The organism is Burkholderia sp. SIMBA_062 (genome assembly GCF_046534765.1).
Taxonomy (GTDB): Bacteria; Pseudomonadota; Gammaproteobacteria; order Burkholderiales; family Burkholderiaceae; genus Burkholderia; species Burkholderia ambifaria.
On the sequence record NZ_JAWRYD010000056.1, the window covers coordinates 1 to 26,784 of the forward strand.

A 26,784-nucleotide genomic window follows, 5' to 3' on the forward strand; every position below is an offset into this window, starting at 1 on the left:
TGCCCCCGTGTGGTCAAAGCTCGCCCCAAGCGTTACGCCGTTCGGCACATCAAAGTTCCTTAACTGAACGGCATTACGCCTTGCGGGGCGCTTTTTCTTCGTGCATTGATCCGACGTATCGGCGCCCGGCGGGCGAGCGCCCGTCGTTACGCGCGGAACGTGATCGGCAGGCCGGCCTGCTGCGTCGCGTAGTCGGTGAGCGCCGAGAAGAACTCGGTGCCGGTGCGCGTATCGCGCCATTCGCCGTCCACGAAACGATAATGGAATCCGCCCGCCTTCGCGGCGATCCACAGCTCCTTCATCGGCGGCTGCAGGTTGATGATGATCTTCGAGCCGTTCTCGAACGTGAGCGTCAGCACGCTGCCGTTGCGCTCCAGATCGATGTCGTGATCGCCGTCGTTCACGGCGTCCACGGTACGCTCGACGGACGCCAGCACAGCCTCGGCACGGGCCAGGTATTCAGTATCGGACATGCTAAACTCTATCGGTTAAATAATTGCTCAGGGACGATCATGCGAGTCGTTTTCCGGATGAGCGCGATTGTAGCGGCTTTGGCGATTCTTGCCGGCTGCGGTCAACGCGGCCCGCTCTATCTGCCTACCGTGCCCCCGCTGCCGGCGAAGCCCATGCAGCAGCAGGACACGCCGCCGTCGGACGTCACGCCGACCGACGAAAACGCATCCGACAGTATTCCCGATTCTTCCGGCACACCGCTCACGCTGTCGCCCGAGTTGTCGAGCAGTGCGCCGAAGCCCGCCACGCCGGCATCAAGCCCGGCCGCCGCGCAGTAGTCGCGCGCCGCCGCCGCGGCGGTTTCTCTGGCGCCCCAAGGCGATGACTTCCCGTCATCGCCTTTTGTTTTTTCGGCCCCGCCACGTCACGCACGGATGCGCCGCCAGCCCCATGCAAGCAGCCGCCAGCCGAGCAGCACCGCGACGATCGTCGCGTAGAGCTTCGGCTGCGCGAGATCGTGCTTGCCGGCCCGCATCCACCAGAAATGCAGTACGCCGAACAGCGCGATCGCATAGATCGCGCGATGCAGCGTGGCCCAGCGACGGCCGAGCCGGCGCACCATCGCACGCGGCGATGTCGCGGCCAGCGGAATCAGCAGCACGAACGCAGCGAAGCCGACCGTGATGAACGGACGCTTGCCGACATCCTTCAGGATCGCGAGCACGTCGAACCACTTGTCGAACCACAGGTACGTCGTGAAATGCAGCGTCGCATAAAAGAATGCGAACAGGCCGATCATCCGGCGAAAACGCAGCAACGCCGGAACGCCAGTCACGTGCCGAAGCGGCGTGATGGCGAGCGTGATGCAGAGCATGACCAGCGTCCAGAGGCCCGTCGAACGCGTGATGAATTCGATCGGGTTCGCACCGAGCCGGTCGGTCAGCCCGAACAGCACGAGTCGCGCGAGCGGATAGAGGCCGGCCGCGAAAACCAGCACCTTGGCGGGCGGCAGCCAGCGCGGGGACGCAGTACGCACGGCGCCGGCCCGGGAAGTACCCGCGGCGGACGCACGCGTGCCGGACGCGCGCACGGGCGCCAATGTCGAAGGAGGCATGTCGTTTCTCACCGTCACGCTCAGAAATTCTTTTTCAGATCCATGCCCTGATACATCGACGCGACGAGATCGCCGTAGCCGTTGAACATCAGCGTCTTGCGCTTCGGCGTGAAGAAGCCGTCCTCGCCGATCCGGCGCTCGGTCGCCTGGCTCCAGCGCGGGTGATCCACGTTCGGGTTCACGTTCGAATAGAAACCGTATTCGTTCGACGCGTACGTGTTCCAGCTCGTCTTCGGCTGCTTGTCGACGAAGCGGATCTTCACGAGCGACTTCGCGCTCTTGAAGCCGTACTTCCACGGCACGACAATGCGCACCGGCGCGCCGTTCTGGTTCGGCAGCACCTGGCCGTAGACGCCCATCGTCAGCAGCGTCAGCGGATTCATCGCCTCGTCCATCCGCAGCCCTTCCGAGTACGGCCAGTCGAGCACCGGCGTCGACAACCCCGGCATCTGCGACGGATCGGCCAGCGTGATGAACTGAACGTATTTCGCGTTGCCGGTGGGCTGCACGCGCTTGATCAGCTCGGACAGCGGCACGCCGATCCATGGAATCACCATCGACCAACCCTCGACGCAGCGCAGCCGGTACACGCGCTCCTCGAGCGGCGCGAGTTTCAACAGTTCGTCGAGATCGAACACCTTCGGGTGCAGCACCTCGCCCTCGACGCTCACGCGCCACGGGCGCGGCCGCAACGTGCCCGCGTTCTGCGCCGGATCGCCCTTGTCGGTGCCGAATTCGTAGTAGTTGTTGTAGGAGGTGATGTCCTTGAACGGCGTCACCTTGTCGGCCGCGACGAACTTCGGGTTGGTTTTCGCCGCGAGCTTCGCGGCCCGCGCGTCGGGCGACGCATATGCCGCGAACGCCGCGCCGCTGCCGCCCAGCAATCCGCCCGCCGCCGCCAGGCCGGCGGCCTGCAATACGCGTCGCCGGTTCTCGAACACCGCGCGCGGCGTAATCTGGCTCTGCGCGATATCACCGCCGGTCAGTACGGTGCGCAAAGGGGTTTTGATCCACATCGTGCTGCTCCTCCTGCATGCGCGGCGCGCACGCTTCATCAGCGTTCGACCCGGCCGATCATGCGCCGTTCGACGCCCGGGCCACCCGCCCGTTACAAAAGAAAACCGCCGGGCACGCAGTGCGCCGGCGGTCTTTTGTCGGACCAGCGTCGGAAATCTTACAGCTTGCCGTAGCTGTGCAGCCCGGACAGGAACATGTTGACGCCGAGGAACGCGAACGTCGTCACGAGCAGGCCCGTCAGTGCCCACCAGGCGGCGGCCGCGCCGCGCAGGCCCTTCATCAGCCGCATGTGCAGCCAGGCCGCGTAGTTGAGCCACACGATCAGCGCCCAGGTTTCCTTCGGGTCCCAACTCCAGTAGCCGCCCCATGCTTCGGCGGCCCAGAGCGCGCCGAGGATCGTCGCGATCGTGAAGAACGCGAAACCGACCGCGATCGACTTGTACATCACGTCGTCGAGCACCTCGAGCGTGGGCAGGCGATCGGCGAGCACGCCGCGCTCCTTCATCAGGTACGCGACCGACACCATCGCCGACAGCGCGAAGCTGCCGTAGCCGATAAAGTTCGCCGGCACGTGGATCTTCATCCACCAGCTCTGCAGCGCCGGCACGAGCGGCTGGATTTGCTGCGCATCGCGCGCGACCGAGTACCACATCAGGAAGCCGACAGCCGCGCTGATGACCAGCAGCACGAATGCGCCGAGTGCGCGCGTGCCGTAGTGGCCCTCGTAATACAGATAAAGCAGCGCGGTGATCAGGCTGAACAGCACGAACACTTCATACAGGTTCGATACGGGGATATGCCCGACGTCGGCGCCGATCAGGTACGACTCGTACCATCGCACCATCAGGCCGGTGAAGCCCATCAACACGGCGACCCACGTAAGCTTCTGGCCGATCGCGGAGCCCGACTCCGAGCGTGCGAGCAAGCCGATCCAGTAGAAGATCGTCGCGAGCACGAACAGCGCGCTCATCCACAGGATCGCGGACTGGCTGGACAGGAAGTACTTGAGGAAGAACGCCGAATCGGCGCGTGCGAGGTCGCCCTGGTAGATCTGGATCGACAGGAGCGACAGCACCGCGATCGACGCCATCATCAGCCGAGCGGGCTTCCAGCGCCAGCCGAGCACGACAAGCGCAGGCACCGTGCCGATCATCACCGCCTTGTCGTAGTAATTCATGTGTTCGTTGTAGTGCACGAACGCATAGCCCGCGCCGATCACGAGCGCCAGCGCGAACAACCAGTCGATGACCGACAGGCGGGCGAGGAACGGACGGTCGTCGAACAACGGCGCCAGATTCGAGGCCTGGACCGGCCCCGAACGGGAAGAGGAAACTTGAGTGAGATCCATGATGTTACCGGGTGGAATTCTCGGAATCGGAACCGCCGCCGGCGGGCGGACGGGCAGTCGCTGCCGCGCCTGCGGGCGCGGCGTCGCGCGGTGCGGCACGCAAGGCGGCGCCGGCCGCGTCGCGCGTCTGCACGAATTCTTTCTCGAAATCGAAGGTCTTGCGGGCCGTGGACATCGCCATCACCACATCGACGCCCGAACCGGCATCCTTGAGCCAGAACCAGAGGCGCCGCTCGCGCACGTAGAACATCGAGAAGATGCCGGCGACCAACAGCAGGCTGCCAAGATACACCAGATTCTTGCCAGGCGCGCGCGTCAACTGAAATACCGAAGCTTGCACCTGCTTGAAGGAATCAAGCTGCAAATAGACCGGCGATCCATACAAAAAGCTGTCCGATAGCGCATTGATCGCGTTCTGCACGAAACGGATCGTGTCGGTCCCTTGCTGGGCGGCCGGCTCGCCGGCACGCTCGCGCGCGATCTGCCAGACCTCCCACATCGAGCCCTCGAGCATGCGCAGCAGCAGGCTCGCCGCCTTTTCCTGCTCGGCCTTCGGCACCGAACGGTCGATGAACGTCGCCACCGCCTGGAAGCCGCCGATCGGCTGGCCGTCGGCGCCGCGGCCGACGCTGTCGTCGCTCGCCGCGAAGAGGGTCAGCACCTTGAACGCGCTGTCCTGCAGGCGGCCGCGCAGCGACGCTTCGGTCGTCGGCAGCGAACGCTGAGCAAAACGCGCGGCGGCGTCGGCACGCACGGCCGGATCCTCGAGCGCGGCGCGCAGGCGCATCCATTCGCCGATCGAATCCTGGCTGTCGGCCGGAATCCGCATGTAGCGGAACGGATCGTTCGGGCTCCCGCGCACGCCGGCGAGGAACACGCGCGTGCCGCCCATGTCGACGGGCAGCATGTAGTTGTTGAATTCGCGCGCCTGGCCATCCTTGCCGCGAATCTTGTACTGCACCGACGGGCCGATGTTGTGGAGCTGCATCGGCTTCGATGTCTTCGCGCCCGAGCCGAGCCGCTCGTCGAATACTTCCTTCAGCGACTCCGTCTTCGCGACGCCGCGCACGTCCGGCTTGCCGTTCGCATCGGCCATGTTTTCGACGTTGATCGCACGGAAGTCGGAGAACTCGATCGTGTCGCCGTCACTGCCCGGCATCTGCAGCGGCGCCGTACTGCCGATCGTGCCCTTTACCGCGAAGGTCTTCGCGTTGTCACCCGTCATCGGGTAGGCCGTCATCTGCATCTGCGAGCCGCCGTCCTGGAAGCTCGACTGATAGATCGACACGCCCTTGTACGTGAACGGCTTGTTGACCTCGACGCGCGCCGGGATCTTCTGGCCCGTCTCGCGATCGATCACGACGATGTCGCTCGCGAACAGCTTCGGCATCCCCGTCGTGTAGTAGTCGACGATGAACTTGTTGAGCTGGATCGAGAACGGCAGATCCTGGATCAGCGAGCCGCTCGGCTGGTTCAGGATCGCGGTCGACACGAACTGGCCTTCCGGCACCCACGCATAGCCGCGGAACGTCGGGTTCGACGCGGACAGCCGGTGGTCGGCCGAGATCTCGCTGATCGTCGCGCTCGTGTTGACCGGACTCTTGCCGAACATCCACATCTGGAATTTGATCGGCAGGTTGCTGTCGAGCAGGCCGCCGACGCAGATCACGACGATCGCGAGATGCGCGGAGATGTAGCCCCACTTCGTCAGCGCGCCGCGCTTCGCGGAGATCAGCGTCGCGCCGTCGGTTTCGCGCACGACGTGCTTGTAGCCGCCCTTGGCGACGAACGTGGCGAGCGTGGCCGCAACGGTCGCACGCGTGCCGGACGCCGTGTATTCGGCCTTGTGATGGAACGCGCGCAGGCTGCCCTCGCGGACCTTGTCCTTCCAGCTCTTCGCATCGGCGAGCATCTTCGGCGCGTTGCGGATCACGCACAGCGAGATCGACGTGACGAGGAAGATCAGGATCAGCATGAACCACCACGCGCTGTACACGTTGTACAGGCCCAGCGAGCGGAAGATGTCCGCCCAGAACGGCCCGAACTGGTTCACGTAGTTCGGATACGGGTCATCCTGGGTCAGCACCGTGCCGATGATGCTCGCGATCGACAACACCACCAGCAGCGCGATCGCGAAGCGCATCGAGCTGACTAGCTCGACCGCGCGCCTGGACGCACTTTGACCCGACTTCGACTGCAACCCCGACGTGGTAACGCTCATTCAAACTCCGACTTTGGGGGGAAACAGCCCCCACACTCACTTTGTTCGCTGCCCCCGAGGGGCTGTCAGCACTCTGGGGCAGCCCGGCGAGTGCCGATAAAAAAGGGCGAGGCCACCGCGATCACGCGGCGCCCCACCCTTTTCTTGTTCTGACTCCGGCCGCCCTTCGGGCGTCCGGTCATGTCATTCGCGACGGCCCGTTCAACGCAGGCCCGCGATGTAATCCGCGACGGCCTTGATCTCGTTGTCCGACAGACGCGATGCGATCTGATGCATCGCCTCGTTGTTGTTGCGCGCGCCGGCACCCTGCTGGAACGCGGTCAACTGGGCAACCGTGTAATCGGCCCATTGCCCCGACAGACGCGGGTACTGGACCGGCAGCCCCTGCCCCGTCGGCCCGTGACAGCTCGCGCAGGCGGGTACGCCCTTTTCCGCAATGCCGCCGCGATAGATCTTCTGGCCGATCGGCACGGTCGCCGCGTCGCGTGCGGTGCCGAGCTTCGTTGCCTGCGAGCCGTAATACGCGGCGACGTTACGCATGTCGTCCGCACTCAACGCGCTCGCGAACCCGACCATCACCGGATTGGTCCGCGCCGGCCCCTTCGCGCCCGACTGGGTCTTGAAGTCGTTCAACTGCTTGACCAGATATTCGGGATGCTGGCCGGCGAGCTTGGGGAAACTGCCCGACGCGCTGTTGCCGTCGGCGCCGTGACACGACGCACATACCTGCCCGGCAATCGCCTTGCCGCGGTCCAGATCCGGCTTTGCCGCATCCGCCGCGTTTGCCTCCGCTACGAAACCTACGAACCCTGCTGCAACCTGAAGCACCATCAGAGACTTGCACAGTCGATTCATTCGCACACCCTGTTTCGTCTTGTGGGAATTTGAGGTTCTGCAAAAAACGACGTCGACCAGTCTACCGCAGAAGCTGCATAAAAGCGCGACGCAGGCGCCCGCAACGCTTCGGCAAAACCGGCGTATTGTACAATATCGCGCTGAAAGCTCCCGCGCCTATCGGGGCTACCCCGCCTTCACCCCAGCGGCTCGCGCCGCCCCGTCCCACCGGTTCCCCATGGCCTTTTTGCTCCATCAAGCCCGCTTCTATACGACCGTCAATCATCTGCGCGACCTGCCGCCGACGGTACAGCCGGAAATCGCGTTCGCGGGCCGCTCGAATGCCGGCAAATCGACGGCGATCAACGTGCTGTGCAACCAGAAGCGGCTCGCCTTCGCGTCGAAGACGCCCGGCCGCACGCAGCACATCAACTACTTCTCCGTCGGCCCGGCCGCCGAGCCCGTCGCGAACCTCGTCGACCTGCCCGGCTATGGCTACGCGGAAGTGCCGGGGGCCGCGAAGGCCCACTGGGAAATGCTGCTGTCCTCGTACCTCGCGACCCGTTCGCAGTTGTGCGGCCTGATCCTGATGATGGATTCGCGCCGTCCGCTGACCGACCTCGACCGCCGGATGATCGAGTGGTTCGTGCCGACCGGCAAGCCGATCCACACGCTGCTCACCAAGTGCGACAAATTGACGCGGCAGGAAAGCATCAACGCGCTGCGTAACACGCAAAAGGGGCTCGACGCGTACCGCGACCAGGGCGTGAAGGGCAAGCTGACCGTCCAGCTGTTCTCGGCGCTGAAGCGCACGGGGCTCGACGAGGCGCACGAACTGATCGAGAGCTGGGTGCGGCCGTCCGTCGCCGACGAAAAAAGCGAGCCTGTAGCACAATGAGCGGGCAACGCGCGGCCGGGATCGGCTGTGCGCACCTGACGGCACCTGCGGATTCGGCCGGCTCATAAAAAAACCCGCCGTCGAACGGCGGGTCAAACAGCCTAATCGAAAAACGACAGGCACCCGCTCAGGGAGGAGAAGCGGGGAGCAGCACGCAACGCGTGCCGCTCGATCGCTATCATATACCAACGATCTCGAAAATGACCTAAGGGTTCCGTAAGGTCCTTCTTGCCCTGATTTCTGCCAAATCGCCATGAGCTTCCATCCGCTTCATCGTCCGCGCCGGATGCGCCGCGACGACTTCTCCCGGCGCCTGATGCGCGAAAACCGCCTGACCACCGACGACCTGATCTATCCGGTGTTCGTCGTCGAAGGCACCAACGAGCGCCAGCCCGTACCGTCGATGCCCGGCGTCGAACGCGTGTCGGTCGATCTGCTGATGCAGGTTGCCGAGCAGTGCGTCGAACTGGGCGTGCCCGTGCTGTCGCTGTTCCCGGCCATCGAGCCGTCGCTGAAAACGCCCGACGGCCGCGAAGCGGCCAATCCGGAAGGCCTGATCCCACGCGCGGTGCGCGAGCTGAAGAAGCGCTTCCCCGAACTCGGCGTGCTGACCGACGTCGCGCTCGATCCATACACGAGCCACGGCCAGGACGGCGTGCTCGACGAAAACGGCTACGTGATCAATGACGACACGATCGAGATCCTGGTCGACCAGGCGCGCACGCAGGCGGAAGCCGGGGTCGACATCGTCGCGCCGTCGGACATGATGGACGGCCGCATCGGCGCGGTGCGCGAAATGCTGGAAAGCGACGGCCACGTCCACACGCGCATCATGGCCTACTCGGCCAAGTTCGCGTCGGCATTCTACGGCCCGTTCCGCGATGCGGTCGGCTCGGCGTCCAACCTGGGCAAGGGCAACAAGATGACCTACCAGATGGATCCGGCGAACAGCGACGAAGCGCTGCGCGAAGTACGCCTCGACATCGACGAAGGCGCCGACATGGTGATGATCAAACCCGGCATGCCGTATCTCGACATCGTGCGCCGCGTGAAGGACGAGTTCCGCTTCCCGACCTACGTGTACCAGGTGAGCGGTGAATACGCGATGCTGAAGGCCGCCGCGATGAACGGCTGGCTCGACCACGACAAGGTCGTGCTCGAATCGCTGCTCGCATTCAAGCGTGCGGGCGCGGATGGCGTGCTCACGTACTTCGCGCTCGATGCCGCGCGTCTGCTGAAAGCGCAGCGCTGAGCCGCGCGCCGGCAGGCACAAGGAAAAACGGCGGGACACTTCGGTGTCCCGCCGTTTTCATTTGCAGTCCGGTCGGCGCAAAGGCCGCCCGTGCACGCCGACGAGCGCGCGTTACACCGTCGGTACCGCTGCGCGATCGAGGCTGCGCAGGAATGTCTCGGCCGCCTGATAGCCGACCACGCGGCCGATTTCGTTGCCGTTGCGATCGAAGAAGATGATGCCCGGCGGCCCGAACAGGTTGAAGCGCTTGAGCAGCGCCTGGTCGTCCGAGTTGTTCGCGGTGACGTCCGCACGCACCAGGTGAAGCTGCGCGAGCCGCGCCTGCACGCGCGAATCCGTGAACGTCAGATGCTCCATCTCCTTGCAGCTCACGCACCAGTCGGCGTAGAAATCGAGCATCACGGGCCGGCCCGAGGCCTTCAGCAGCGTGTCGAGTTCGCCACTGGAGCGCACCGATGCGAACGCCGGCCCCTGCTGCGCGGCCGCCGACGCATCGCCCGACGCAACCGTGCGCGCCGCGAGGACGGCCAGCGGCTTCACGGGGTCGTTGGAACCCGCCGCGAGACCGACGAGCAGCGTCGCAGCCCAGATCGCGAGCGCCGCACCGAGACCGCGGCCGAGACGGCGCCAGATCGACGCGGCGCCGGCATGCGGCGTGAACAGCCCGAGCGCCGCGGCGGCGACGAGCAGCCACAACGCGGCAAGCACCATCTTCAGACCGCCTGCGAGCACCGGCCACACGATCCACAGCGCAGCGGCGAGCAGCACGATGCCGAAGAACACCTTGACGCTGTCCATCCATGCGCCCGCGCGCGGCAGCACCGTACCCGCACCGACGCCGACCACGAGCAGCGGCACGCCGAGCCCCAGCCCCATCGCGAACAGCGCGGCGCCGCCGAGCAACGCATTGCCGGTATGCGCGATGAACGCGAGCACCGCAAACAATGGCGCCGTCATGCATGCGCCGACGACCAGCGCCGACAACGCGCCCATCGCGGCGACCGCGATGAAGTGGCCGCCCTGGCGCGCGCTCGATGCTTCGGCCGCGCCGTTCTGCCAGCGCTCGGGCAGCGCGATGTCCTTGCCCGAAATCAGCGATACCGCGAAGGCGGTGAGGAGCACGCCGAACGCGCCGAGCACCCACGGGTTCTGCAGCCATGCACCGAGGCTCTGGCCGACCAGCGCGGCAGCGATGCCCAGCACCGTATAAACGAGCGCCATGCCGACCACGTAAGTGAGCGACAGCGCAAAGCCGCGCGCATGCGTCGCGCGCGTGCCCTGACCGATGATGATCGCGGACACGATCGGAATCATCGGATACGAGCAGGGCAGCAGACTCAGCACGACGCCCGCGACGAAATACAGCGCGACGATCGTGAAGAAGCCGTGCCCTTCGAGCAGCGACTGGGCGTAATCCGCGCTCGTGACCTTGTCGAACCAGCTGCCCGACGCCGTCGCGCCATCAGCCGGCGCGGTCGCGCCCAGCGCCGCGCCGTCGACCTTCACGACATGCTCGGCAGGCGGATAGCAGATCCCTTCGTCGGCACACCCCTGCGACGTCACCGCGAGCTCGAACGGCCCTGCTGCCTGCTTGACCGGCACGTGAATCACGACCTCGTCGCGATAGGTCTCGACTTCTTTCTGGAACGTCTGGTCGAACTTCACATGTCCGGGCGGGAATGTCGGGTCGCCGAGCGTCGCCTGCCCGCTCTTCACCGCGAACGCGAACCGCTCGCGGTACAGGTAGTAGCCGTTGGCGACCTTGAAGCGGACGTCCACCTGCCCCGGCGATTCGCTCGCGCTGAACTTGAACGCCACCGACGGATCGAGAAAATCGTCGGCCGCGCGCGCGACCGACAGCCCGCCCAGCGCGAAAATGAACGACAACAGGATCGCGAGGAACCACGGTGCGCGCATGCGCACGGAAAGTGCCATACCGTTAAACATGAAATAGACGTTGAGTTTCGCTGGTCACCCACTGGCCGTACTCGACCGATGCCGTCGCCTGCCACGAGACGAGTTCCGGCGTCTCGTACGGATGACGCGCGAGAATAAATCGCTCCAGTTCGAGCGAGCGCACGGGGCTCGTCTTGAACAGCAACTGGATCTCGTCGGCCGTTTCGACCTTTCCCTGCCAGTGATAGCGCGACTTGATCGCACCGAGCTCCGACACGCACGCGGCCAGCCGCGCGTCGAGCGCACCGTCGGCGAGCGCTGCGGCCGTCGCCGCATCCGGCACCGTCGTCAGCATCAACACCACCACCATACGCCCTCCTGGCTGATTCACGGGCTGTCGCCGCCACGGATCGCGTCGAGTACCCGCGCCGACAGTCCCCCGACAGTCCCGTATCGTAGCGCAGCGCGCGCGACACTGCCGGCACGGGACTGCGACAATCGATCGCAGCCTGTGGGGCCGGGCGCAAAAAAACAAAAAGGGCCAAGCAATTGCTCGGCCCCTTTCAGATACTGCTGCGTACCGGAAGCTTACTCAGCTTCTTGCACGTTTTCCGTTTCGTCGACTTCCGGACGATCGAGCAGCTCAACCAGTGCCATCGGTGCGTTGTCGCCGACGCGGAAGCCGAACTTCAGCACGCGCAGGTAGCCGCCCGGACGGTTCGCGAAACGCGGACCGAGCACGTCGAACAGCTTCGCCACCGAGTCACGATCGCGCAGGCGGTTGAACGCCAGGCGACGGTTTGCCAGCGACGGCTTCTTGCCGAGCGTGATCAGCGGCTCGACGACTTTACGGAGTTCCTTCGCCTTCGGCAGCGTCGTCTTGATGACTTCGTGCTCGATCAGCGAGTTGGACATGTTACGGAGCATAGCCAGACGGTGGCTGCTCGTGCGGTTCAGTTTCCGCAGACCATGACGATGGCGCATTTCAGTTTCCTTGATTCAAAGTTTTGATCCAGCTCTTCTATCGCACCGCTGGGGTGCACGGGCCGGTAACGAAAAAAAGCAAGATGCGGATTTTAGAGGAAAATCCGCATCTTTGCCAACTACAGCAACAACCGGGCTTACTTGTCGAGACCAGCCGGCGGCCAGTTTTCGAGCTTCATGCCCAGCGTGAGACCGCGCGAAGCGAGCACTTCCTTGATCTCGTTGAGCGACTTGCGACCGAGGTTCGGCGTCTTCAGCAGCTCGTTTTCCGTGCGCTGGATCAGGTCGCCGATGTAGTAGATGTTCTCGGCCTTCAGACAGTTCGCCGAACGAACCGTCAACTCGAGATCATCCACCGGACGCAGCAGGATCGGATCGATCTGCGGAGCGCGCGACGGTGCTTCGGCAGCCGTTTCCGTGCCTTCCAGTGCCGCGAACACGGACAGCTGGTCGACCAGGATGCGGGCCGATTGACGGATCGCCTCTTCCGGGGTGATCACGCCGCTCGTCTCGATGTTCATCACGAGCTTGTCGAGGTCGGTACGCTGCTCGACACGTGCGCTTTCAACGGCATAGCTCACGCGGCGAACCGGCGAGAACGATGCGTCGAGGACGATGCGGCCGATGATCTTGGCCGTGTCTTCGCCGTAGCGACGGACGTTGCCGGGCACGTAGCCGCGACCCTTTTCGATCTTGATCTGAACGTCGAGCTTGCCGCCCTTCGACAGGTGTGCGATCACGTGATTCGGGTTGATGACTTCGCAATCGTGAGCCAGCTCGATATCGCCGGCCGTGACGACGCCTTCGCCTTCCTTGCGCAGGGTAACCGTCACTTCATCACGGTTGTGCAGCTTGAACACCACACCCTTCAGGTTCAGCAGCAGGTTGACGACGTCCTCTTGCACGCCATCAAGCGTCGAGTACTCGTGCACCACGCCTGCGATCGTGACTTCGGTCGGCGCGTAGCCAACCATCGACGACAGCAGCACGCGGCGAAGCGCATTGCCCAAGGTGTGGCCGTAACCGCGTTCGAACGGTTCCATGACCACCCTCGCGTGGTTCTCGCCCAGCGATTCCACGGCGATGATCTTGGGTTTCAGCAAACTGGTTTGCATGGGCTTTCCTTTTCAATACCCTCGGCTCGTTACACCGATAAGGCTGACCGGTAACAACCAGAAAATAAACAGCCGAGGCCACCCCTTGCGAAACGCAATCGGGGTGCCTCGGCCGTCAATCGGATTAACGCGAATACAATTCGACGATCAGGCTTTCGTTGATGTCGCCTGCGATGTCAGCGCGTTCCGGCATTTGCTTGAACGTGCCTTCGAACTTCTTCGCATCGACTGCAACCCAGCTCGGCATGCCGCCTTGCTCGGCCAGCGACAGCGCTTCGACGATACGCGCCTGCTTCTTCGCCTTTTCGCGGATCGCGACGATGTCACCCGCCTTCACTTGCTGCGACGGCACGTTCGCGACGACGCCGTTCACGGTGATCGACTTGTGGCTCACCAGCTGACGCGCTTCAGCGCGCGTCGAGCCGAAGCCCATGCGATACACGACGTTGTCGAGACGCGACTCGAGCAGTTGCAGCAGGTTTTCACCCGTGTTGCCCTTGCGGCGGTCGGCTTCAGCGAAGTAGCGGCGGAACTGACGCTCCAGCACGCCGTAAATGCGCTTGACCTTCTGCTTTTCGCGCAGCTGCGTACCATAGTCGGACGTACGTGCGCCCGAGGTACGGCCGTGCTGGCCCGGCTTGCTGTCGAGCTTGCACTTGTCGGCGAGCGAGCGGCGCGCGCTCTTCAGGAACAGGTCGGTGCCTTCACGGCGGGACAGCTTGGCCTTGGGGCCGATATAACGTGCCACTTTGCATTCCTTTATCAATCAGTGACGCGGATCGCAATCCGCGCTAGTTCGCGCCCTTTGGGGCGAACGGTGGGCTTAGTCAATCAAAAAAGCAACGCCCGTCGACGCTACGCGGCGACAGGCAAATGCGCCAGCACGAACGTGCCAGCAGCATTCTTAGATACGACGGCGCTTCGGCGGACGGCAGCCGTTGTGCGGAATCGGGGTGACGTCCGAAATCGCGGTGATCTTGATGCCGAGGCCGTGCAGTGCGCGCACTGCCGACTCACGACCCGGGCCAGGGCCCTTGATCCGCACTTCCAGATTCTTCACGCCGTATTCCATCGCCACGCGACCGGCCGACTCAGCAGCAACCTGAGCAGCGAACGGCGTCGACTTCCGCGAGCCCTTGAAGCCCTGGCCGCCCGACGTCGCCCATGCCAGTGCATTGCCCTGGCGATCGGTGATCGTGATGATCGTGTTGTTGAACGACGCGTGAACGTGCACCACGCCTTCAGCGACGTTCTTCTTAACCTTCTTGCGAACGCGTTGCGCCGCGGTATTCGAAGCCTTAGCCATTACGTTTTCCTGTAACTGTCAGTTCCGCTTACTTCTTCAGCGCTTGCGCTGCACGACGCGGGCCCTTACGGGTACGTGCGTTCGTACGCGTACGCTGACCGCGCATCGGCAGGCCCTTGCGATGACGAACACCACGGTAGCAACCGAGGTCCATCAGGCGCTTGATGTTCATCGTCACTTCACGGCGCAGATCGCCTTCGACGATGAACTTGCCCACTTCTTCACGCAGCTTTTCGAGGTCTGCGTCGGTCAGGTCCTTGACCTTCTTCGAGAATTCCACGCCAGCTGACGAGCAGATGCTGCGCGAGCGCGTGCGGCCGATACCGAAGATTGCCGTCAGGCCGATCTCGGTATGCTGGTGATTCGGGATGTTAACCCCTGCGATACGAGCCATTGTTTTTCCTCAAACAAAAAGCGCAAACAAACGCGCGGTCAGCCTTGGCGCTGCTTGTGGCGCGGATCCGAGCTGCAGATCACGCGAACGACGCCTTTGCGCTTGATGATCTTGCAATTGCGGCAAATGCGCTTAACCGATGCCATCACTTTCATGATAATACCCTTTTTTCAAATCACTTCGCCCGGAACACGATCCGCGCACGAGACAGATCGTAAGGCGTCAATTCAACCGTGACCTTGTCGCCCGGCAGGATGCGGATGTAGTGCATCCGCATCTTCCCGGAGATATGCCCCAACACGACATGGCCGTTTTCCAGCTTCACGCGGAAGGTAGCATTCGGAAGGTTTTCAATCACCTCACCCTGCATCTGGATTACATCGTCTTTGGCCATAGTCCTGAATTAACGCATTGGGATGTTGCCGCCCTTGAAGTTTGCCTTCTTGAGCAGCGACTCATACTGTTGCGACATAACGTACGACTGCACCTGCGCCATGAAGTCCATCGTGACGACGACAATGATCAGCAGCGACGTCCCACCAAAATAAAACGGCACGTTCCAGCGCAGCACCAGGAATTCCGGCAGCAGACACACGAAGACGATGTAGATCGCACCAGCCAGCGTCAGACGCGTGAGGATGCGGTCGATATATCGTGCGGTCTGATCGCCCGGACGAATACCCGGAACAAACGCACCGCTCTTCTTCAGGTTGTCCGCGGTTTCCCTGCTGTTGAACACCAGTGCGGTGTAGAAGAAGCAGAAAAACACGATTGCCAGCGTGTACAGCAGCACATAGACCGGCTGACCCGGCTTCAGCGCCTCCGCGACGTTATGCAACGTGTTGGAGATCCAGCTCCCCGTCGGCTGACCCGTGCTGAACCAGCCGAGAATCGTGGCCGGAAACAGGATGATCGACGATGCGAAGATCGGCGGGATCACGCCCGACATGTTCAGCTTCAGCGGCAAGTGCGACGACTGTCCACCGTAGATCTTGTTGCCGACCTGGCGCTTCGCGTAGTTCACGAGGATCTTGCGCTGACCGCGTTCGATGAACACGACCAGGTAAGTCACCGCGGCAATCAGAACGACGATGATGATCGCCGAAATGATGCTCATCGAACCCGTACGCACCAGCTCGAACAGCCCACCGACGGCATTCGGGAACCCTGCTGCGATCCCGCCGAAGATGATGATCGAGATGCCGTTGCCCAGACCACGCTCGGTGATCTGCTCACCCAGCCACATCAGGAACATCGTGCCGGTAACCAACGTCACAACCGTCGTCAGTCGGAACAGCGTGCCGGGGTCGATCACGAGGCCAGGCTGGTTTTCCAGCGCAGCCGCGATACCGAACGCCTGGAAGGTCGCGAGCACCACGGTGAAATACCGCGTGTACTGCGTGATCTTCCGTTGCCCTGCCTGCCCTTCCTTCTTCAGCGCCTCGAGTTGCGGCGAGACGATCGCCAGCAACTGCATGATGATCGACGCCGAGATGTACGGCATGATCCCCAGCGCAAAGATCGTGAAGCGGGAAAGCGCACCACCCGAAAACATGTTGAACATGCCCAGGATGCCGCCCGCCTGGCTCTGGAACAGCTTCGCCAGTTGATCCGGATCGATGCCCGGCACGGGGATGTGCGCGCCGATGCGATAGACGATCAGCGCCAGGAGCAGGAACATCGCTCGCCGACGCAGATCGCCGAATTTCGCCGTGCTTCGACCGGGTTTTGCAAGACTCGGGCTGTTAGCCAAGTACCTTCTCCGATGAATGCAAGTAACGACGCGCTACGCGTGTCACTCGGCGAACGAACCGCCAGCCGCTTCGATCGCAGCGCGCGCACCCTTGGTGGCACCGAGACCCTTCACGACGATCTTGCGCTTCAGTTCGCCCGTCGCGATGATCTTCGCGCTCTTCGTCAGCTCGCCGACCAGGCCGGCTTGCTTCAGTGCGAGCAGATCGATTTCATCGACCGGCAGCTTCTCGAGGTCGCCCAGGCGCACTTCACCGACGAATTCCTTCGTCAGCGACGTGAAACCGCGCTTCGGCAGACGACGTTGCAGCGGCATCTGACCGCCTTCGAAACCGACTTTGTGGAAGCCGCCCGAACGCGATTTCTGCCCCTTGTGACCACGGCCAGCCGTCTTGCCGAGGCCCGAACCGATGCCACGGCCGACGCGACGCTTGGCGTGCTTGGCACCAGCGGCCGGCTTCAGGTTATTCAATTCCATATCAACTCCTTGATCCGTAGGGCCGCTTACGCGATGACCTTAACGAGGTACGAGACCTTGTTGATCATGCCGCGGACCGCCGGCGTGTCCTGCAGCTCGCTAACCGAGTTGAGTCGGCGCAGGCCCAGGCCACGCACGGTCGCGCGGTGCGATTCGCGGGTCCCGATCAGGCTCTTAACGAGCTGAACCTTGACAGTTTTTTCAGACATGGTGACCACCCGGGCTTAGCCCAAAATATCTTCGACGGACTTGCCGCGCTTCGCCGCGATGTCTGCCGGGGTCGACTGCTTGCGCAGACCGTCCAGCGTGGCGCGAACGAGGTTGTACGGGTTCGTCGAACCGTGGCTCTTCGCCACGACGTTCTGAACGCCCATCACGTCGAACACTGCGCGCATCGGGCCACCGGCGATCACACCCGTACCTGCCTTCGCCGGAGCGAGGAGGACAGCGGATGCGCCATGCTTGCCGTGCACTTCGTGCTGCAGCGTGCCGTTCTTGAGCGGCACCTTGAACATGTTGCGGCGAGCTTGTTCCATTGCCTTCTGGACAGCGACCGGCACTTCCTTCGCCTTGCCCTTGCCCATACCGATGCGGCCATCGCCGTCACCAACCACGGTCAGTGCGGCGAAGCCGAGAATACGGCCACCCTTCACGACCTTGGTCACGCGGTTGACCGAAATCATCTTTTCGCGAAGGCCGTCGTCGCGCTCGTCAGCCTGAACTTTCGCTTGCATCTTTGCCATGACGAATTCCTTCCTTAGAACTTGAGCCCAGCTTCGCGAGCTGCCTCAGCCAGCGCCTTGACGCGGCCATGGTAGCGGAAGCCCGAGCGGTCGAAGGCGACGGATTCGATGCCGGCGGCCTTTGCCTTCTCGGCAATACGCTTGCCGATCAGCGTCGCAGCATTAACGTTGCCACCCTTGCCCGACTTGTCGGCCAGTTCGGCGCGCACTTCTGCCTCGAGCGTCGACGCGCTGGCGAGCACCTTGGTGCCGCACGGCGAGAACACTTGAGCGTAGATGTGCGTGTTCGTGCGATGCACGGCGAGACGCGCGACCTGCAGCTCAGCGATCTTGATACGCGTCTGGCGAGCGCGGCGCAGGCGAGATTGAGTCTTATCCATGATTGCGCACCCTTACTTCTTCTTCGTTTCTTTGAGGATCACAACCTCGTCGGAATAGCGCACGCCCTTGCCCTTGTAGGGCTCCGGCGGACGGTAACCGCGAACTTCCGCAGCTACTTGACCGACTTGTTGCTTGTTGATCCCCTTGATCACGATTTCGGTTTGCGTCGGGGTTTCAGCCTTGACGCCTTCCGGCATCTGGTGCACCACCGGGTGCGAGAAACCCAGCGACAGGTTCAGCTTGTCGCCTTGCGCCTGCGCACGATAACCGACGCCAACCAGCGTCAGCTTGCGCTCGAAACCCTTGGTCACGCCGTGCACGGCATTCGCGATGATCGCGCGCATCGTGCCCGACAGTGCATTTGCTTCGCGGCTTTCGTCGACCGGCGACAGATTCAGCGTGCCGTCGTTGTTCGCCACGTTCACGAGCGGATTGATCGCTTGCGTGATGGTGCCCAGCGGGCCCTTGACGGTGATTGCACCGTCGGCCAGCTTGACTTCCGCGCCTTGCAGCGCGATCGGGCTTTTACCTACTCGAGACATGTTTCTCTCTCCTCGGCTTTAAGCGACGTAGCAGATGACTTCGCCGCCGACGCCGGTAGCGCGCGCCTTGCGGTCAGTCATCACGCCCTTCGGCGTCGACACGATTGCCACGCCCAGGCCGTTCATGACCTGGGGAATGTCGTTGCGGCCGCGGTACACGCGCAGACCAGGCTTCGACACGCGCTCGAGGCGTTCGATGACGGGGCGACCTGCGTAGTACTTCAGCGCGATATTCAGTTCGGACTTCGCACCTTCTGCCTTGACGGCGAAATCGTCGATATAGCCTTCGTCCTTCAGGACTTGCGCGATTGCAACCTTGACCTTCGACGAGGGCATCGCGACCGATACCTTCTCGACCATCTGCGCGTTGCGGATGCGAGTCAGCATATCGGCGATAGGATCACTCATGCTCATTTACGTTTCTCCTATTACCAGCTCGCCTTGGTCAGGCCAGGAATCTCGCCACGGAATGCGATTTCACGAATCTTGTTACGCGCGAGGCCGAATTTACGGAACGTGCCACGCGGACGGCCCGTGATCGCGCAGCGGTTACGCTGGCGGGTCGGGTTTGCGTTGCGGGGCAGTTGCTGCAGCTCCAGGCGTGCTTCGTAGCGCTCTTCTTCCGACTTGCTTTGGTCTTCGACGATCGCCTTCAGCGCTTCGCGCTTTGCTGCGAACTTCGCGACCAGGCGGGCGCGCTTCTTTTCACGTTCGATCAGTGCCAGTTTAGCCACGGTAACCTCAGTTTCTGAACGGGAACTTGAAGCTGGCGAGCAGAGCCTTTGCTTCGTCGTCGGTCTTCGCAGTCGTCGTGATGCTGATGTTCAGCCCACGCAGTGCGTCGATCTTGTCGTAGTCGATTTCGGGGAAAATGATCTGCTCTTTCACACCGATGTTGTAGTTGCCACGGCCATCGAAAGCACGACCCGACACGCCGCGGAAGTCACGCACGCGGGGCAGGGCGACGGTCACGAAACGGTCGAGGAATTCGTACATCGCACGGCCGCGCAGCGTCACCATCGCGCCAATCGGATAGCCTTGGCGGATCTTGAAGCCTGCGATTGCCTTGCGTGCCTTCGTGACGACCGGCTTCTGGCCGGCGATCTTCGTGAGGTCGCCAACGGCGTTCTCGATGATCTTCTTGTCAGCGATCGCTTCGCCAAGACCCATGTTCAGCGTGATCTTGGTGATGCGCGGCACTTCCATGACCGACTTATAACCGAACTTCTCGATCAGGCCGGGCACAACCTTTTCTTTGTAAAACTCTTGAAAACGAGCCATTTTTTACTCCGCTGCGTCAGGCGCTCAGTACGGCACCGGTCGTCTTCAGGAAGCGAACCTTCTTGCCTTCCTCGACCTTGATGCCAACACGCGACGCCTTGCCATTCGCGTCGACCAGTGCGACGTTCGAAATATGCAGGGGCATCGTCTTCGCTTCCACGCCGCCTGTCGTACCCTTCATCGGGTTCGGCTTCACATGCTTTTTGACGAGGTTGATACCTTCAACCGTCACATGCTCTGCACCGACAGCCAGCACGACGCCGCGCTTGCCCTTGTCCTTACCAGTGACGACGATAACCTCGTCACCTTTGCGAATCTTGTTCATCGCGACTCCTTACAGCACTTCCGGCGCCAGCGAAACGATCTTCATGAATCGTTCGCTACGCAGCTCACGCGTCACCGGCCCGAAGATGCGGGTGCCGATCGGCTCAAGCTTGTTATTCAAAAGCACAGCGGCGTTGCCGTCGAACTTGATCAGCGAGCCGTCTTGACGGCGAACACCCTTGGCGGTGCGGACCACCACGGCGTTGTAGATTTCGCCTTTCTTCACGCGCCCGCGCGGCGTTGCTTCTTTGACGGTCACCTTGATGATGTCGCCAATGCCGGCATAACGACGCTTCGAGCCGCCGAGCACCTTGATGCACATGACTTCACGCGCACCCGTGTTGTCGGCTACTTCGAGCCGAGATTCGGTCTGGATCATGGTTTGTCTTTCCCAACTTAATCCGGATGCACCACCATGATGCATTCGGTCAGTCTTGGTCCCGTCAGCCAATCGGCTGCTTGGGTTGGAACAGCAGCGACGGCAAACGAAACCCGCCATCGCAATTCGGTGAATCTTTCGGACAGGCTGGCGCCAGTCCGCTTCCCCCACCAACTTCGCCCGCGACGGGGCTCCCATAAAGAGGGAAGACCAGGATTATAACAAATAATCCTGGTCACGCAAGCAAAAACTTTGCGATTTCAAGCACTTCGTGGAGAAGTGCCTGTTACTGCCTACTGCACGGACCCGCTTAGATCACGCGAGCCGCTTCGACGAGGCGCGACACCGTCCAGGCCTTCGTCTTCGAAACAGGACGGGTTTCCTGGATTTCGACGAGATCGCCTTCGTTGCAGGTGTTCGCTTCATCGTGCGCGTGGTACTTCTTCGAGCGCACGACATACTTGCCGTAGATCGGGTGCTTGACGCGGTGCTCGATCAGCACGGTGACGGTCTTGTCCATCTTGTTGCTGACGACCCGACCGACCAGCGTCCGCTTCAGCGAGGTTTTCACGCTATCGTTCATTTCTGGTTCGCCTTCTGAGTCATGACGGTCCGCACACGTGCGATGTCGCGACGAACCTTCTTCAGCTGGCTCGTGTTCGTGAGCTGCTGGGTCGCGAGTTGCATGCGCAGGCCGAATTGCGCCTTCAGCAGGTCCGCCAGCTCCTTGTTGAGCGCGGCCTGGTCTTTCTGGAGAAGTTCGGAAGCCTTCATGTTTTCTCCTTAGGCGCCGAGCTGGCGCACGATGAATGCCGTCTTCAGCGGCAGCTTGGCTGCAGCCAGACGGAACGCTTCGCGTGCCAGTTCTTCGGTTACGCCGTCCATTTCATAGAGCATCTTGCCCGGCTGGATCTCGGCGACGTAGTACTCCGGGTTACCCTTACCGTTACCCATACGCACTTCGGCCGGCTTCTGCGAAATCGGCTTGTCCGGGAAGATCCGGATCCAGATACGACCGCCACGCTTGATGTGACGCGTCATTGCACGACGCGCCGCTTCAATTTGACGTGCGGTCAAACGACCGCGACCGATCGCCTTCAGGCCGAAGTCACCGAACGACACTGCGTTGCCGCGCGTCGCCTTGCCGGTGTTACGACCCTTCTGCTCTTTACGATACTTTCTGCGTTTCGGTTGCAGCATCGTTATTCTCCAGTCTTGCCGTCTTCGGGCTTGCCGGCGCCACGGCGCGGTGCGCCACGGCGAGCACCCGGAGCGCCGCCTTCGCCGTCACGGCGCGGACGACGGTCGCCCGGACGCGCATTGCGACGCGGACGCTTGTCTTCGGCTACTTCTTCGACCACCGGCGCATCGTTGCGGCCGAGCGTGTCGCCCTTGTATACCCACACCTTGACACCGATGATGCCGTAGGTCGTCTTCGCTTCCGAAGTCGCGTAGTCGATATCGGCACGCAGCGTGTGAAGCGGCACGCGACCTTCGCGATACCACTCCGTACGAGCGATTTCGATACCGTTCAGACGGCCTGCGCTCATGATCTTGATGCCCTGGGCACCCAGACGCATCGCGTTCTGCATCGCACGCTTCATCGCGCGACGGAACATGATCCGGCGCTCGAGCTGTTGCGTGATCGAGTCAGCGATCAGTTGCGCATCGGTTTCCGGCTTGCGGATCTCTTCGATGTTGACGTGAACCGGCACGCCCATGCGGCGTTGCAGTTCCGTCTTCAGCTGTTCGATATCCTCGCCCTTCTTGCCGATGACGACGCCCGGACGCGAGCTGTAAATCGTGATGCGCGCGTTCTTCGCCGGACGCTCGATGACGACCCGACCGACCGAAGCGTTCTTCAGCTTCTTCTTCAGGTACTCACGAACACCGATGTCTTCCTGCAGCATCGCCGCGAAATTGTTGTTGTTCGCGTACCAACGCGAAGCCCAATTGCGGCTGACAGCCAGGCGGAAGCCAGTCGGATGAATTTTCTGTCCCATCGTATGGCTCCTTAATTCCCGACCGTCACAGTGATGTGACAGGATTGCTTCTCGATGCGGTTACCGCGGCCCTTGGCGCGCGCGGTGAAACGCTTGAGCGATGCAGCCTTGTCGACGTAGATGCTCTTGATCTTGAGCTCGTCGATATCAGCGCCTTCGTTGTGCTCCGCATTCGCGATTGCCGACAGCACAACCTTCTTCACGATGCCAGCCGCCTTCTTCGGCGAGAACGTCAGGACGTTCAGCGCCTTGTCGACCGGCAAACCGCGGATCTGGTCAGCCACAAGGCGCGTTTTCTGCGCCGAGATGCGGGCACCGCGATGAATTGCTTTCACTTCCATCTTGATTGCCCCTTATTTCTTGGCCTTCTTGTCGGCCGCGTGACCCTTGAACGTACGGGTCAGTGCGAACTCGCCAAGCTTGTGGCCGACCATGTTTTCCGAGATGTACACCGGAACGTGTTGACGGCCGTTGTGAACAGCGATCGTCAGGCCGATGAAATCCGGCAGAATCGTCGAGCGACGCGACCAGGTCTTGATCGGCTTTTTGTCGCGCGAAGCTGCAGCCGCCTCAACTTTCTTCAGCAAATGGGCGTCGCAGAACGGACCTTTTTTTACAGAACGTGCCATTGCCTACTCCTTAACGCTTGTGACGGCGCTGAACGATCATCGTCGTCGTGCGCTTGTTGCTGCGGGTGCGATAACCCTTAGCCGGCGTACCCCACGGGCTCACCGGGTCGCGACCTGCAGCCGTCTTGCCCTCACCACCACCGTGCGGGTGATCAACCGGGTTCATCGCAACGCCACGCACCGTCGGGCGGATACCGCGCCAGCGGTTCGCGCCAGCCTTGCCGATCTGGCGCAGGCTATGCTCTTCGTTGCCAACTTCACCGATCGTTGCACGGCACTCGATGTGCACGCGACGGATTTCGCCCGAACGCAGACGAACCTGCGCGTAGACGCCTTCGCGTGCCAGCAGCATGGCCGACGTGCCAGCCGAACGCGCCATTTGCGCGCCCTTGCCCGGCAGCATCTCGATGCAGTGGATCGTCGTACCGACCGGAATGTTGCGGATCGGCAGCGTGTTGCCTGCACGGATCGGCGCTTCCGAACCCGACATCAGCTGTTGGCCGACGGTCAGGCCCTTCGGGGCGATGATGTAGCGACGCTCGCCGTCTGCGTAGAGCACCAGCGCGATGTTCGCGCTACGGTTCGGGTCGTACTCGAGACGCTCGACCTTTGCCGGGATGCCATCCTTCGTGCGACGGAAATCGACGATACGATAGTGCTGCTTGTGACCACCACCCTTGTGACGCGTGGTGATACGGCCGTTGTTGTTACGGCCGGCGGTCGAGCTCTGCGAGTCGAGCAGTGCCGCGAACGGCTTGCCCTGGTGCAGATTCTTGTTGACCACCTTGACCATCGCGCGGCGACCCGGCGAAGTCGGTTTAACTTTCACGATTGCCATGATTACTTGGCCTCCGCTTCAAAGTTGATTTCCTGGCCGGGCTTCAGGCAAACGTACGCCTTCTTCACGTCCTTGCGGCGACCCATCGAACGGCCGAAACGCTTTTGCTTGCCCTTCTGGACGAGCACGTTGACCGAATCAACTTCAACCTTGAACAGCAGCTCGACAGCCGCCTTCACTTCCTGCTTCGTGGCATCCGGTGCGACTTCGAACACGACTTGCTCGTTCTTGTCGGCAACCAGCGTCGCCTTTTCCGAGATCACCGGTGCGAGCAGGACCTGCATCAAACGATGATCGTTTTTGCGAATCTCGCTCATGACAGCAACTCCTCGATCTGGGCGACCGCAGCCTTCGTGACCAGCACTTTCTTGAAGTAGATCAGCGACAGCGGGTCAGCGTAGCGCGGCTCGACAATCGCCACGTGCGGCAGGTTGCGCGAAGCCAGGTACAGGTTCTCGTCGACCGTATCCGTAATGATCAGCACGGAGTCGAGACCCATGGTCTTGAATTTGTCAGCCAGCAGCTTGGTCTTCGGCGCTTCGAGGATGATGTCCTCGACGACCGACAGACGGCCTTCACGGGCCAGCTGCGAGAAGATCGAGCAGAGACCTGCGCGATGCATCTTCTTGTTGACCTTGTGCGAGAAGTTTTCTTCCGGCGAGTTCGGGAAGATGCGACCACCGCCACGCCACAGCGGGCTCGACGACATACCGGCACGAGCGCGGCCCGTACCCTTCTGACGCCACGGCTTCTTGGTGGTGTGCTTGACTTGCTCACGGTCCTTCTGTGCGCGGTTACCCTGGCGAGCATTCGCCTGGTACGCGACGACGACCTGGTGGATCAGCGCTTCGTTGTAGTCACGACCGAACACGACGTCCGACGCGTTGACCACTGCACCTTCCTGACCATTTTCGTTCAGGAGCTTGAGTTCCATTATTTCGCCCCCTTGGTCTTGACGGCCGGCGTCACGAAAACCTTGCCGCCCTTCGCGCCCGGAATCGCGCCCTTGACGAGCAGCAGCTTGCGCTCTGCGTCGATACGAGCGATTTCGAGGTTCTGCACCGTCACCGTAACGTCACCGAGGTGACCCGTCATGCGCTTACCCGGGAAAACACGACCCGGATCCTGCGCCATACCGATCGAGCCCGGCACGTTGTGCGAGCGCGAGTTACCGTGCGTGGCACGGCCGGAGGCGAAGTTGTAACGCTTGATCGTACCGGCGTAGCCCTTACCGATCGACACGCCTTGCACGTCGACCTTCTGGCCTACTTCGAAAAGATCGGCACCGACCACGGCGCCATTCGACAGCTCGGCTGCCTTGGCCGCGTCAATGCGGAATTCCTTGAGGATTTCACCGGCTTCGACACCGGCTTTGGCGAGATGACCTGCCAGCGGCTTCGTCACGCGCGATGCGCGGCGGGAGCCGAATGCAACCTGCACGGCCGTATAGCCGTCGGTTTCAACAGTCTTGATCTGCGTCACGCGGTTGTCCGACACGTCCAGCACGGTGACGGGAATCGAATCCCCTTCAGCCGTGAAGATACGGGTCATGCCAACCTTGCGACCTACGAGTCCAAGGCTCATCATTTTCTCCATTCCCGACTGCGATTGGTCGGGGCTGATTTACAAAATGCCGGGCACGCAAGGCCCAACTTTTTTATGCGAATACGCGAAAAGCCAAGCATTATAGCCCGACTTCCCGATTTCCGCAAGCAATCAAAGACTTAGCGCCACCCGACAAGCCGGTTGGCGCTGAAAGCCTTACTGCAGCTTGATTTCCACGTCGACGCCAGCCGGCAGATCGAGCTTCATCAGCGCGTCAACCGTCTTGTCGGTCGGATCGACGATGTCCATCAGGCGCTGGTGGGTACGGATTTCGAGCTGATCGCGCGACGTCTTGTTGACGTGCGGCGAACGCAGGATGTCAAAACGCTGGATGCGCGTCGGCAGCGGCACCGGGCCACGGACGATTGCACCAGTCCGCTTCGCGGTATCGACGATCTCGGCAGCCGATTGATCGATCAAACGGTAGTCGAAAGCCTTCAGGCGAATGCGGATTTTCTGTTGCTGCATGACGATTCCTTGAAAAGAGCGAGGCGATGTTGCATCGCCGGACACTAAAAGAACGCGAAACAGGTTGCCTGCGGGGAGCGAGGCGACACGTCCCGAACGGTACTTCCACTGCTAAGCCCGCGATTCTACACGAAAATTCGGAGCGGTGGTGTGCATTTGCCAATACCGCGACGCATGCCCCACAAAGACAAAACCGGGTGCCAGATCAAACTGGACACCCGGTTTCGACGGTACAATTAGCTACCGTGGAATCGCGGACCCCGGAGGGATCCGCGGATCGTCGATATTACTCGATGATCTTGGCGACGACGCCGGCGCCGACGGTACGGCCACCTTCGCGGATTGCGAAGCGCAGACCTTCTTCCATCGCGATCGGAGCGATCAGCTTCACCGTGATCGACACGTTGTCGCCCGGCATCACCATTTCCTTGTCCTTCGGCAGCTCGATCGAGCCCGTCACGTCCGTCGTACGGAAGTAGAACTGCGGACGGTAGTTGTTGAAGAACGGCGTGTGACGGCCGCCTTCGTC

General features: G+C 62.0%; 41 protein-coding genes. 3 read left to right on the forward strand and 38 right to left on the reverse strand.

The window, feature by feature from the left end; genetic code table 11:
• Nucleotides 1-146: 146 nt before the first annotated feature.
• Nucleotides 147-473 carry an iron donor protein CyaY gene (gene cyaY / locus SB786_RS34160; protein WP_410731306.1) on the reverse strand — a complete coding sequence of 109 codons (327 nt, stop codon included), beginning with the start codon at nucleotides 471-473 and terminating at the stop codon, nucleotides 147-149.
• A 39-nt stretch (nucleotides 474-512) separates the two neighbouring features.
• On the opposite strand from cyaY, the gene lptM reads away from it, so the two are divergent.
• Nucleotides 513-791 (forward strand): LPS translocon maturation chaperone LptM, encoded by a 279-nt coding sequence (lptM, locus tag SB786_RS34165; RefSeq protein WP_410731307.1) that lies wholly within the window; start codon nucleotides 513-515, stop codon nucleotides 789-791.
• An 86-nt stretch (nucleotides 792-877) separates the two neighbouring features.
• Here lptM and msrQ read toward each other — a convergent pair whose 3' ends face one another.
• The 5 genes from msrQ to SB786_RS34190 form a co-directional block, all read right to left on the reverse strand.
• A complete protein-coding gene (gene msrQ / locus SB786_RS34170; protein ID WP_410731308.1) occupies nucleotides 878-1,567 on the reverse strand; it encodes a protein-methionine-sulfoxide reductase heme-binding subunit MsrQ in 690 nt (229 codons plus the stop codon).
• A 20-nt stretch (nucleotides 1,568-1,587) separates the two neighbouring features.
• Nucleotides 1,588-2,583 carry a protein-methionine-sulfoxide reductase catalytic subunit MsrP gene (gene msrP / locus SB786_RS34175; RefSeq protein ID WP_012362899.1) on the reverse strand — a complete coding sequence of 332 codons (996 nt, stop codon included), beginning with the start codon at nucleotides 2,581-2,583 and terminating at the stop codon, nucleotides 1,588-1,590.
• 158 nt (nucleotides 2,584-2,741) lie between these two features.
• The gene (gene ccsB / locus SB786_RS34180; RefSeq protein WP_410731309.1) at nucleotides 2,742-3,932 is read right to left on the reverse strand and encodes a c-type cytochrome biogenesis protein CcsB; all 1,191 of its coding nucleotides are present in this window, start codon (nucleotides 3,930-3,932) and stop codon (nucleotides 2,742-2,744) included.
• Nucleotides 3,933-3,936: 4 nt separating this feature from the next.
• Entirely contained in the window at nucleotides 3,937-6,153 is a 2,217-nt protein-coding gene (locus tag SB786_RS34185) for a cytochrome c biogenesis protein ResB (RefSeq protein ID WP_410731310.1), read from the reverse strand.
• Nucleotides 6,154-6,354: 201 nt separating this feature from the next.
• Nucleotides 6,355-7,008: a c-type cytochrome gene (locus SB786_RS34190; protein WP_006758792.1), complete on the reverse strand. Its 654-nt coding sequence runs from the start codon at nucleotides 7,006-7,008 to the stop codon at nucleotides 6,355-6,357.
• 217 nt (nucleotides 7,009-7,225) lie between these two features.
• Between SB786_RS34190 and yihA the strand changes: the two genes are divergently transcribed.
• Both yihA and hemB read left to right on the forward strand, forming a co-directional pair.
• Nucleotides 7,226-7,885: a ribosome biogenesis GTP-binding protein YihA/YsxC gene (gene yihA / locus SB786_RS34195; RefSeq protein WP_006758791.1), complete on the forward strand. Its 660-nt coding sequence runs from the start codon at nucleotides 7,226-7,228 to the stop codon at nucleotides 7,883-7,885.
• Nucleotides 7,886-8,138: 253 nt separating this feature from the next.
• A complete protein-coding gene (gene hemB / locus SB786_RS34200; RefSeq protein WP_165750752.1) occupies nucleotides 8,139-9,137 on the forward strand; it encodes a porphobilinogen synthase in 999 nt (332 codons plus the stop codon).
• Nucleotides 9,138-9,248: 111 nt separating this feature from the next.
• Here the strand turns inward: hemB and dsbD are convergent, their stop codons facing one another.
• The 32 genes from dsbD to SB786_RS34360 form a co-directional block, all read right to left on the reverse strand.
• Nucleotides 9,249-11,084: a protein-disulfide reductase DsbD gene (gene dsbD, locus SB786_RS34205; RefSeq protein WP_410731311.1), complete on the reverse strand. Its 1,836-nt coding sequence runs from the start codon at nucleotides 11,082-11,084 to the stop codon at nucleotides 9,249-9,251.
• Nucleotides 11,077-11,403 (reverse strand): divalent-cation tolerance protein CutA, encoded by a 327-nt coding sequence (gene cutA / locus SB786_RS34210; RefSeq protein ID WP_410731312.1) that lies wholly within the window; start codon nucleotides 11,401-11,403, stop codon nucleotides 11,077-11,079. The genes dsbD and cutA overlap by 8 nt, the downstream gene beginning before the upstream one ends.
• Nucleotides 11,404-11,621: 218 nt before the next feature.
• A complete protein-coding gene (rplQ, locus tag SB786_RS34215; RefSeq protein WP_006477175.1) occupies nucleotides 11,622-12,017 on the reverse strand; it encodes a 50S ribosomal protein L17 in 396 nt (131 codons plus the stop codon).
• Nucleotides 12,018-12,154: 137 nt separating this feature from the next.
• Nucleotides 12,155-13,132, reverse strand: coding sequence for a DNA-directed RNA polymerase subunit alpha (locus SB786_RS34220; RefSeq protein WP_006477176.1), 978 nt, complete (start codon nucleotides 13,130-13,132; stop codon nucleotides 12,155-12,157).
• Between the two features lie 124 nt (nucleotides 13,133-13,256).
• Nucleotides 13,257-13,880, reverse strand: coding sequence for a 30S ribosomal protein S4 (rpsD, locus tag SB786_RS34225; protein WP_006752934.1), 624 nt, complete (start codon nucleotides 13,878-13,880; stop codon nucleotides 13,257-13,259).
• A gap of 156 nt (nucleotides 13,881-14,036) precedes the next feature.
• Complete coding sequence (rpsK, locus tag SB786_RS34230; RefSeq protein ID WP_004197937.1) at nucleotides 14,037-14,438, reverse strand: 30S ribosomal protein S11; 402 nt, start codon at nucleotides 14,436-14,438, stop codon at nucleotides 14,037-14,039.
• 28 nt (nucleotides 14,439-14,466) lie between these two features.
• Entirely contained in the window at nucleotides 14,467-14,832 is a 366-nt protein-coding gene (rpsM, locus tag SB786_RS34235; protein ID WP_410731313.1) for a 30S ribosomal protein S13, read from the reverse strand.
• Nucleotides 14,833-14,870: 38 nt separating this feature from the next.
• The gene (gene rpmJ, locus SB786_RS34240) at nucleotides 14,871-14,987 is read right to left on the reverse strand and encodes a 50S ribosomal protein L36 (protein ID WP_004199844.1); all 117 of its coding nucleotides are present in this window, start codon (nucleotides 14,985-14,987) and stop codon (nucleotides 14,871-14,873) included.
• A gap of 20 nt (nucleotides 14,988-15,007) precedes the next feature.
• Entirely contained in the window at nucleotides 15,008-15,226 is a 219-nt protein-coding gene (gene infA / locus SB786_RS34245; RefSeq protein ID WP_004521905.1) for a translation initiation factor IF-1, read from the reverse strand.
• Nucleotides 15,227-15,235: 9 nt separating this feature from the next.
• Nucleotides 15,236-16,585, reverse strand: a complete 1,350-nt coding sequence (gene secY / locus SB786_RS34250; protein ID WP_034176627.1) for a preprotein translocase subunit SecY — start codon at nucleotides 16,583-16,585, stop codon at nucleotides 15,236-15,238.
• A 42-nt stretch (nucleotides 16,586-16,627) separates the two neighbouring features.
• Nucleotides 16,628-17,062: a 50S ribosomal protein L15 gene (rplO, locus tag SB786_RS34255; RefSeq protein WP_006482880.1), complete on the reverse strand. Its 435-nt coding sequence runs from the start codon at nucleotides 17,060-17,062 to the stop codon at nucleotides 16,628-16,630.
• 26 nt (nucleotides 17,063-17,088) lie between these two features.
• Nucleotides 17,089-17,271: a 50S ribosomal protein L30 gene (gene rpmD, locus SB786_RS34260; protein WP_006400644.1), complete on the reverse strand. Its 183-nt coding sequence runs from the start codon at nucleotides 17,269-17,271 to the stop codon at nucleotides 17,089-17,091.
• A gap of 15 nt (nucleotides 17,272-17,286) precedes the next feature.
• Nucleotides 17,287-17,805, reverse strand: coding sequence for a 30S ribosomal protein S5 (rpsE, locus tag SB786_RS34265; protein WP_006752931.1), 519 nt, complete (start codon nucleotides 17,803-17,805; stop codon nucleotides 17,287-17,289).
• Nucleotides 17,806-17,819: 14 nt separating this feature from the next.
• A complete protein-coding gene (gene rplR, locus SB786_RS34270; protein ID WP_006477183.1) occupies nucleotides 17,820-18,185 on the reverse strand; it encodes a 50S ribosomal protein L18 in 366 nt (121 codons plus the stop codon).
• Between the two features lie 12 nt (nucleotides 18,186-18,197).
• Nucleotides 18,198-18,728, reverse strand: coding sequence for a 50S ribosomal protein L6 (rplF, locus tag SB786_RS34275; RefSeq protein WP_006758786.1), 531 nt, complete (start codon nucleotides 18,726-18,728; stop codon nucleotides 18,198-18,200).
• An 18-nt stretch (nucleotides 18,729-18,746) separates the two neighbouring features.
• Nucleotides 18,747-19,142 carry a 30S ribosomal protein S8 gene (gene rpsH / locus SB786_RS34280; RefSeq protein WP_006477185.1) on the reverse strand — a complete coding sequence of 132 codons (396 nt, stop codon included), beginning with the start codon at nucleotides 19,140-19,142 and terminating at the stop codon, nucleotides 18,747-18,749.
• Between the two features lie 14 nt (nucleotides 19,143-19,156).
• On the reverse strand, nucleotides 19,157-19,462 hold the full coding sequence (gene rpsN / locus SB786_RS34285) for a 30S ribosomal protein S14 (protein WP_006482884.1): 306 nt from the start codon (nucleotides 19,460-19,462) through the stop codon (nucleotides 19,157-19,159).
• 7 nt (nucleotides 19,463-19,469) lie between these two features.
• On the reverse strand, nucleotides 19,470-20,009 hold the full coding sequence (gene rplE / locus SB786_RS34290; protein ID WP_006482882.1) for a 50S ribosomal protein L5: 540 nt from the start codon (nucleotides 20,007-20,009) through the stop codon (nucleotides 19,470-19,472).
• Between the two features lie 16 nt (nucleotides 20,010-20,025).
• A complete protein-coding gene (rplX, locus tag SB786_RS34295; protein WP_006477187.1) occupies nucleotides 20,026-20,334 on the reverse strand; it encodes a 50S ribosomal protein L24 in 309 nt (102 codons plus the stop codon).
• Between the two features lie 9 nt (nucleotides 20,335-20,343).
• Nucleotides 20,344-20,712, reverse strand: coding sequence for a 50S ribosomal protein L14 (rplN, locus tag SB786_RS34300; RefSeq protein WP_006752929.1), 369 nt, complete (start codon nucleotides 20,710-20,712; stop codon nucleotides 20,344-20,346).
• A gap of 310 nt (nucleotides 20,713-21,022) precedes the next feature.
• Nucleotides 21,023-21,295 (reverse strand): 30S ribosomal protein S17, encoded by a 273-nt coding sequence (gene rpsQ / locus SB786_RS34305; RefSeq protein WP_006752928.1) that lies wholly within the window; start codon nucleotides 21,293-21,295, stop codon nucleotides 21,023-21,025.
• Complete coding sequence (rpmC, locus tag SB786_RS34310; RefSeq protein ID WP_006400652.1) at nucleotides 21,292-21,486, reverse strand: 50S ribosomal protein L29; 195 nt, start codon at nucleotides 21,484-21,486, stop codon at nucleotides 21,292-21,294. The genes rpsQ and rpmC overlap by 4 nt, the downstream gene beginning before the upstream one ends.
• Before the next feature lie 9 nt (nucleotides 21,487-21,495).
• The gene (gene rplP, locus SB786_RS34315; RefSeq protein ID WP_006752927.1) at nucleotides 21,496-21,912 is read right to left on the reverse strand and encodes a 50S ribosomal protein L16; all 417 of its coding nucleotides are present in this window, start codon (nucleotides 21,910-21,912) and stop codon (nucleotides 21,496-21,498) included.
• Between the two features lie 2 nt (nucleotides 21,913-21,914).
• Nucleotides 21,915-22,715, reverse strand: coding sequence for a 30S ribosomal protein S3 (gene rpsC, locus SB786_RS34320; RefSeq protein ID WP_006482899.1), 801 nt, complete (start codon nucleotides 22,713-22,715; stop codon nucleotides 21,915-21,917).
• Nucleotides 22,716-22,726: 11 nt separating this feature from the next.
• Entirely contained in the window at nucleotides 22,727-23,056 is a 330-nt protein-coding gene (gene rplV / locus SB786_RS34325; protein ID WP_004199272.1) for a 50S ribosomal protein L22, read from the reverse strand.
• 12 nt (nucleotides 23,057-23,068) lie between these two features.
• Nucleotides 23,069-23,344 (reverse strand): 30S ribosomal protein S19, encoded by a 276-nt coding sequence (rpsS, locus tag SB786_RS34330; RefSeq protein ID WP_004199273.1) that lies wholly within the window; start codon nucleotides 23,342-23,344, stop codon nucleotides 23,069-23,071.
• Between the two features lie 10 nt (nucleotides 23,345-23,354).
• The gene (gene rplB / locus SB786_RS34335; RefSeq protein WP_006482900.1) at nucleotides 23,355-24,182 is read right to left on the reverse strand and encodes a 50S ribosomal protein L2; all 828 of its coding nucleotides are present in this window, start codon (nucleotides 24,180-24,182) and stop codon (nucleotides 23,355-23,357) included.
• A gap of 2 nt (nucleotides 24,183-24,184) precedes the next feature.
• Nucleotides 24,185-24,499 (reverse strand): 50S ribosomal protein L23, encoded by a 315-nt coding sequence (gene rplW / locus SB786_RS34340; RefSeq protein ID WP_004199275.1) that lies wholly within the window; start codon nucleotides 24,497-24,499, stop codon nucleotides 24,185-24,187.
• Nucleotides 24,496-25,116: a 50S ribosomal protein L4 gene (gene rplD / locus SB786_RS34345; protein WP_006477192.1), complete on the reverse strand. Its 621-nt coding sequence runs from the start codon at nucleotides 25,114-25,116 to the stop codon at nucleotides 24,496-24,498. The genes rplW and rplD overlap by 4 nt, the downstream gene beginning before the upstream one ends.
• Nucleotides 25,116-25,766, reverse strand: a complete 651-nt coding sequence (rplC, locus tag SB786_RS34350; RefSeq protein ID WP_410731314.1) for a 50S ribosomal protein L3 — start codon at nucleotides 25,764-25,766, stop codon at nucleotides 25,116-25,118. The genes rplD and rplC overlap by 1 nt, the downstream gene beginning before the upstream one ends.
• 177 nt (nucleotides 25,767-25,943) lie before the next feature.
• Nucleotides 25,944-26,255 carry a 30S ribosomal protein S10 gene (gene rpsJ, locus SB786_RS34355; RefSeq protein WP_004199280.1) on the reverse strand — a complete coding sequence of 104 codons (312 nt, stop codon included), beginning with the start codon at nucleotides 26,253-26,255 and terminating at the stop codon, nucleotides 25,944-25,946.
• 286 nt (nucleotides 26,256-26,541) lie between these two features.
• Nucleotides 26,542-26,784 (reverse strand): elongation factor Tu (locus tag SB786_RS34360; protein ID WP_410731315.1); only part of this gene is annotated, 243 nt, incomplete at its 5' end.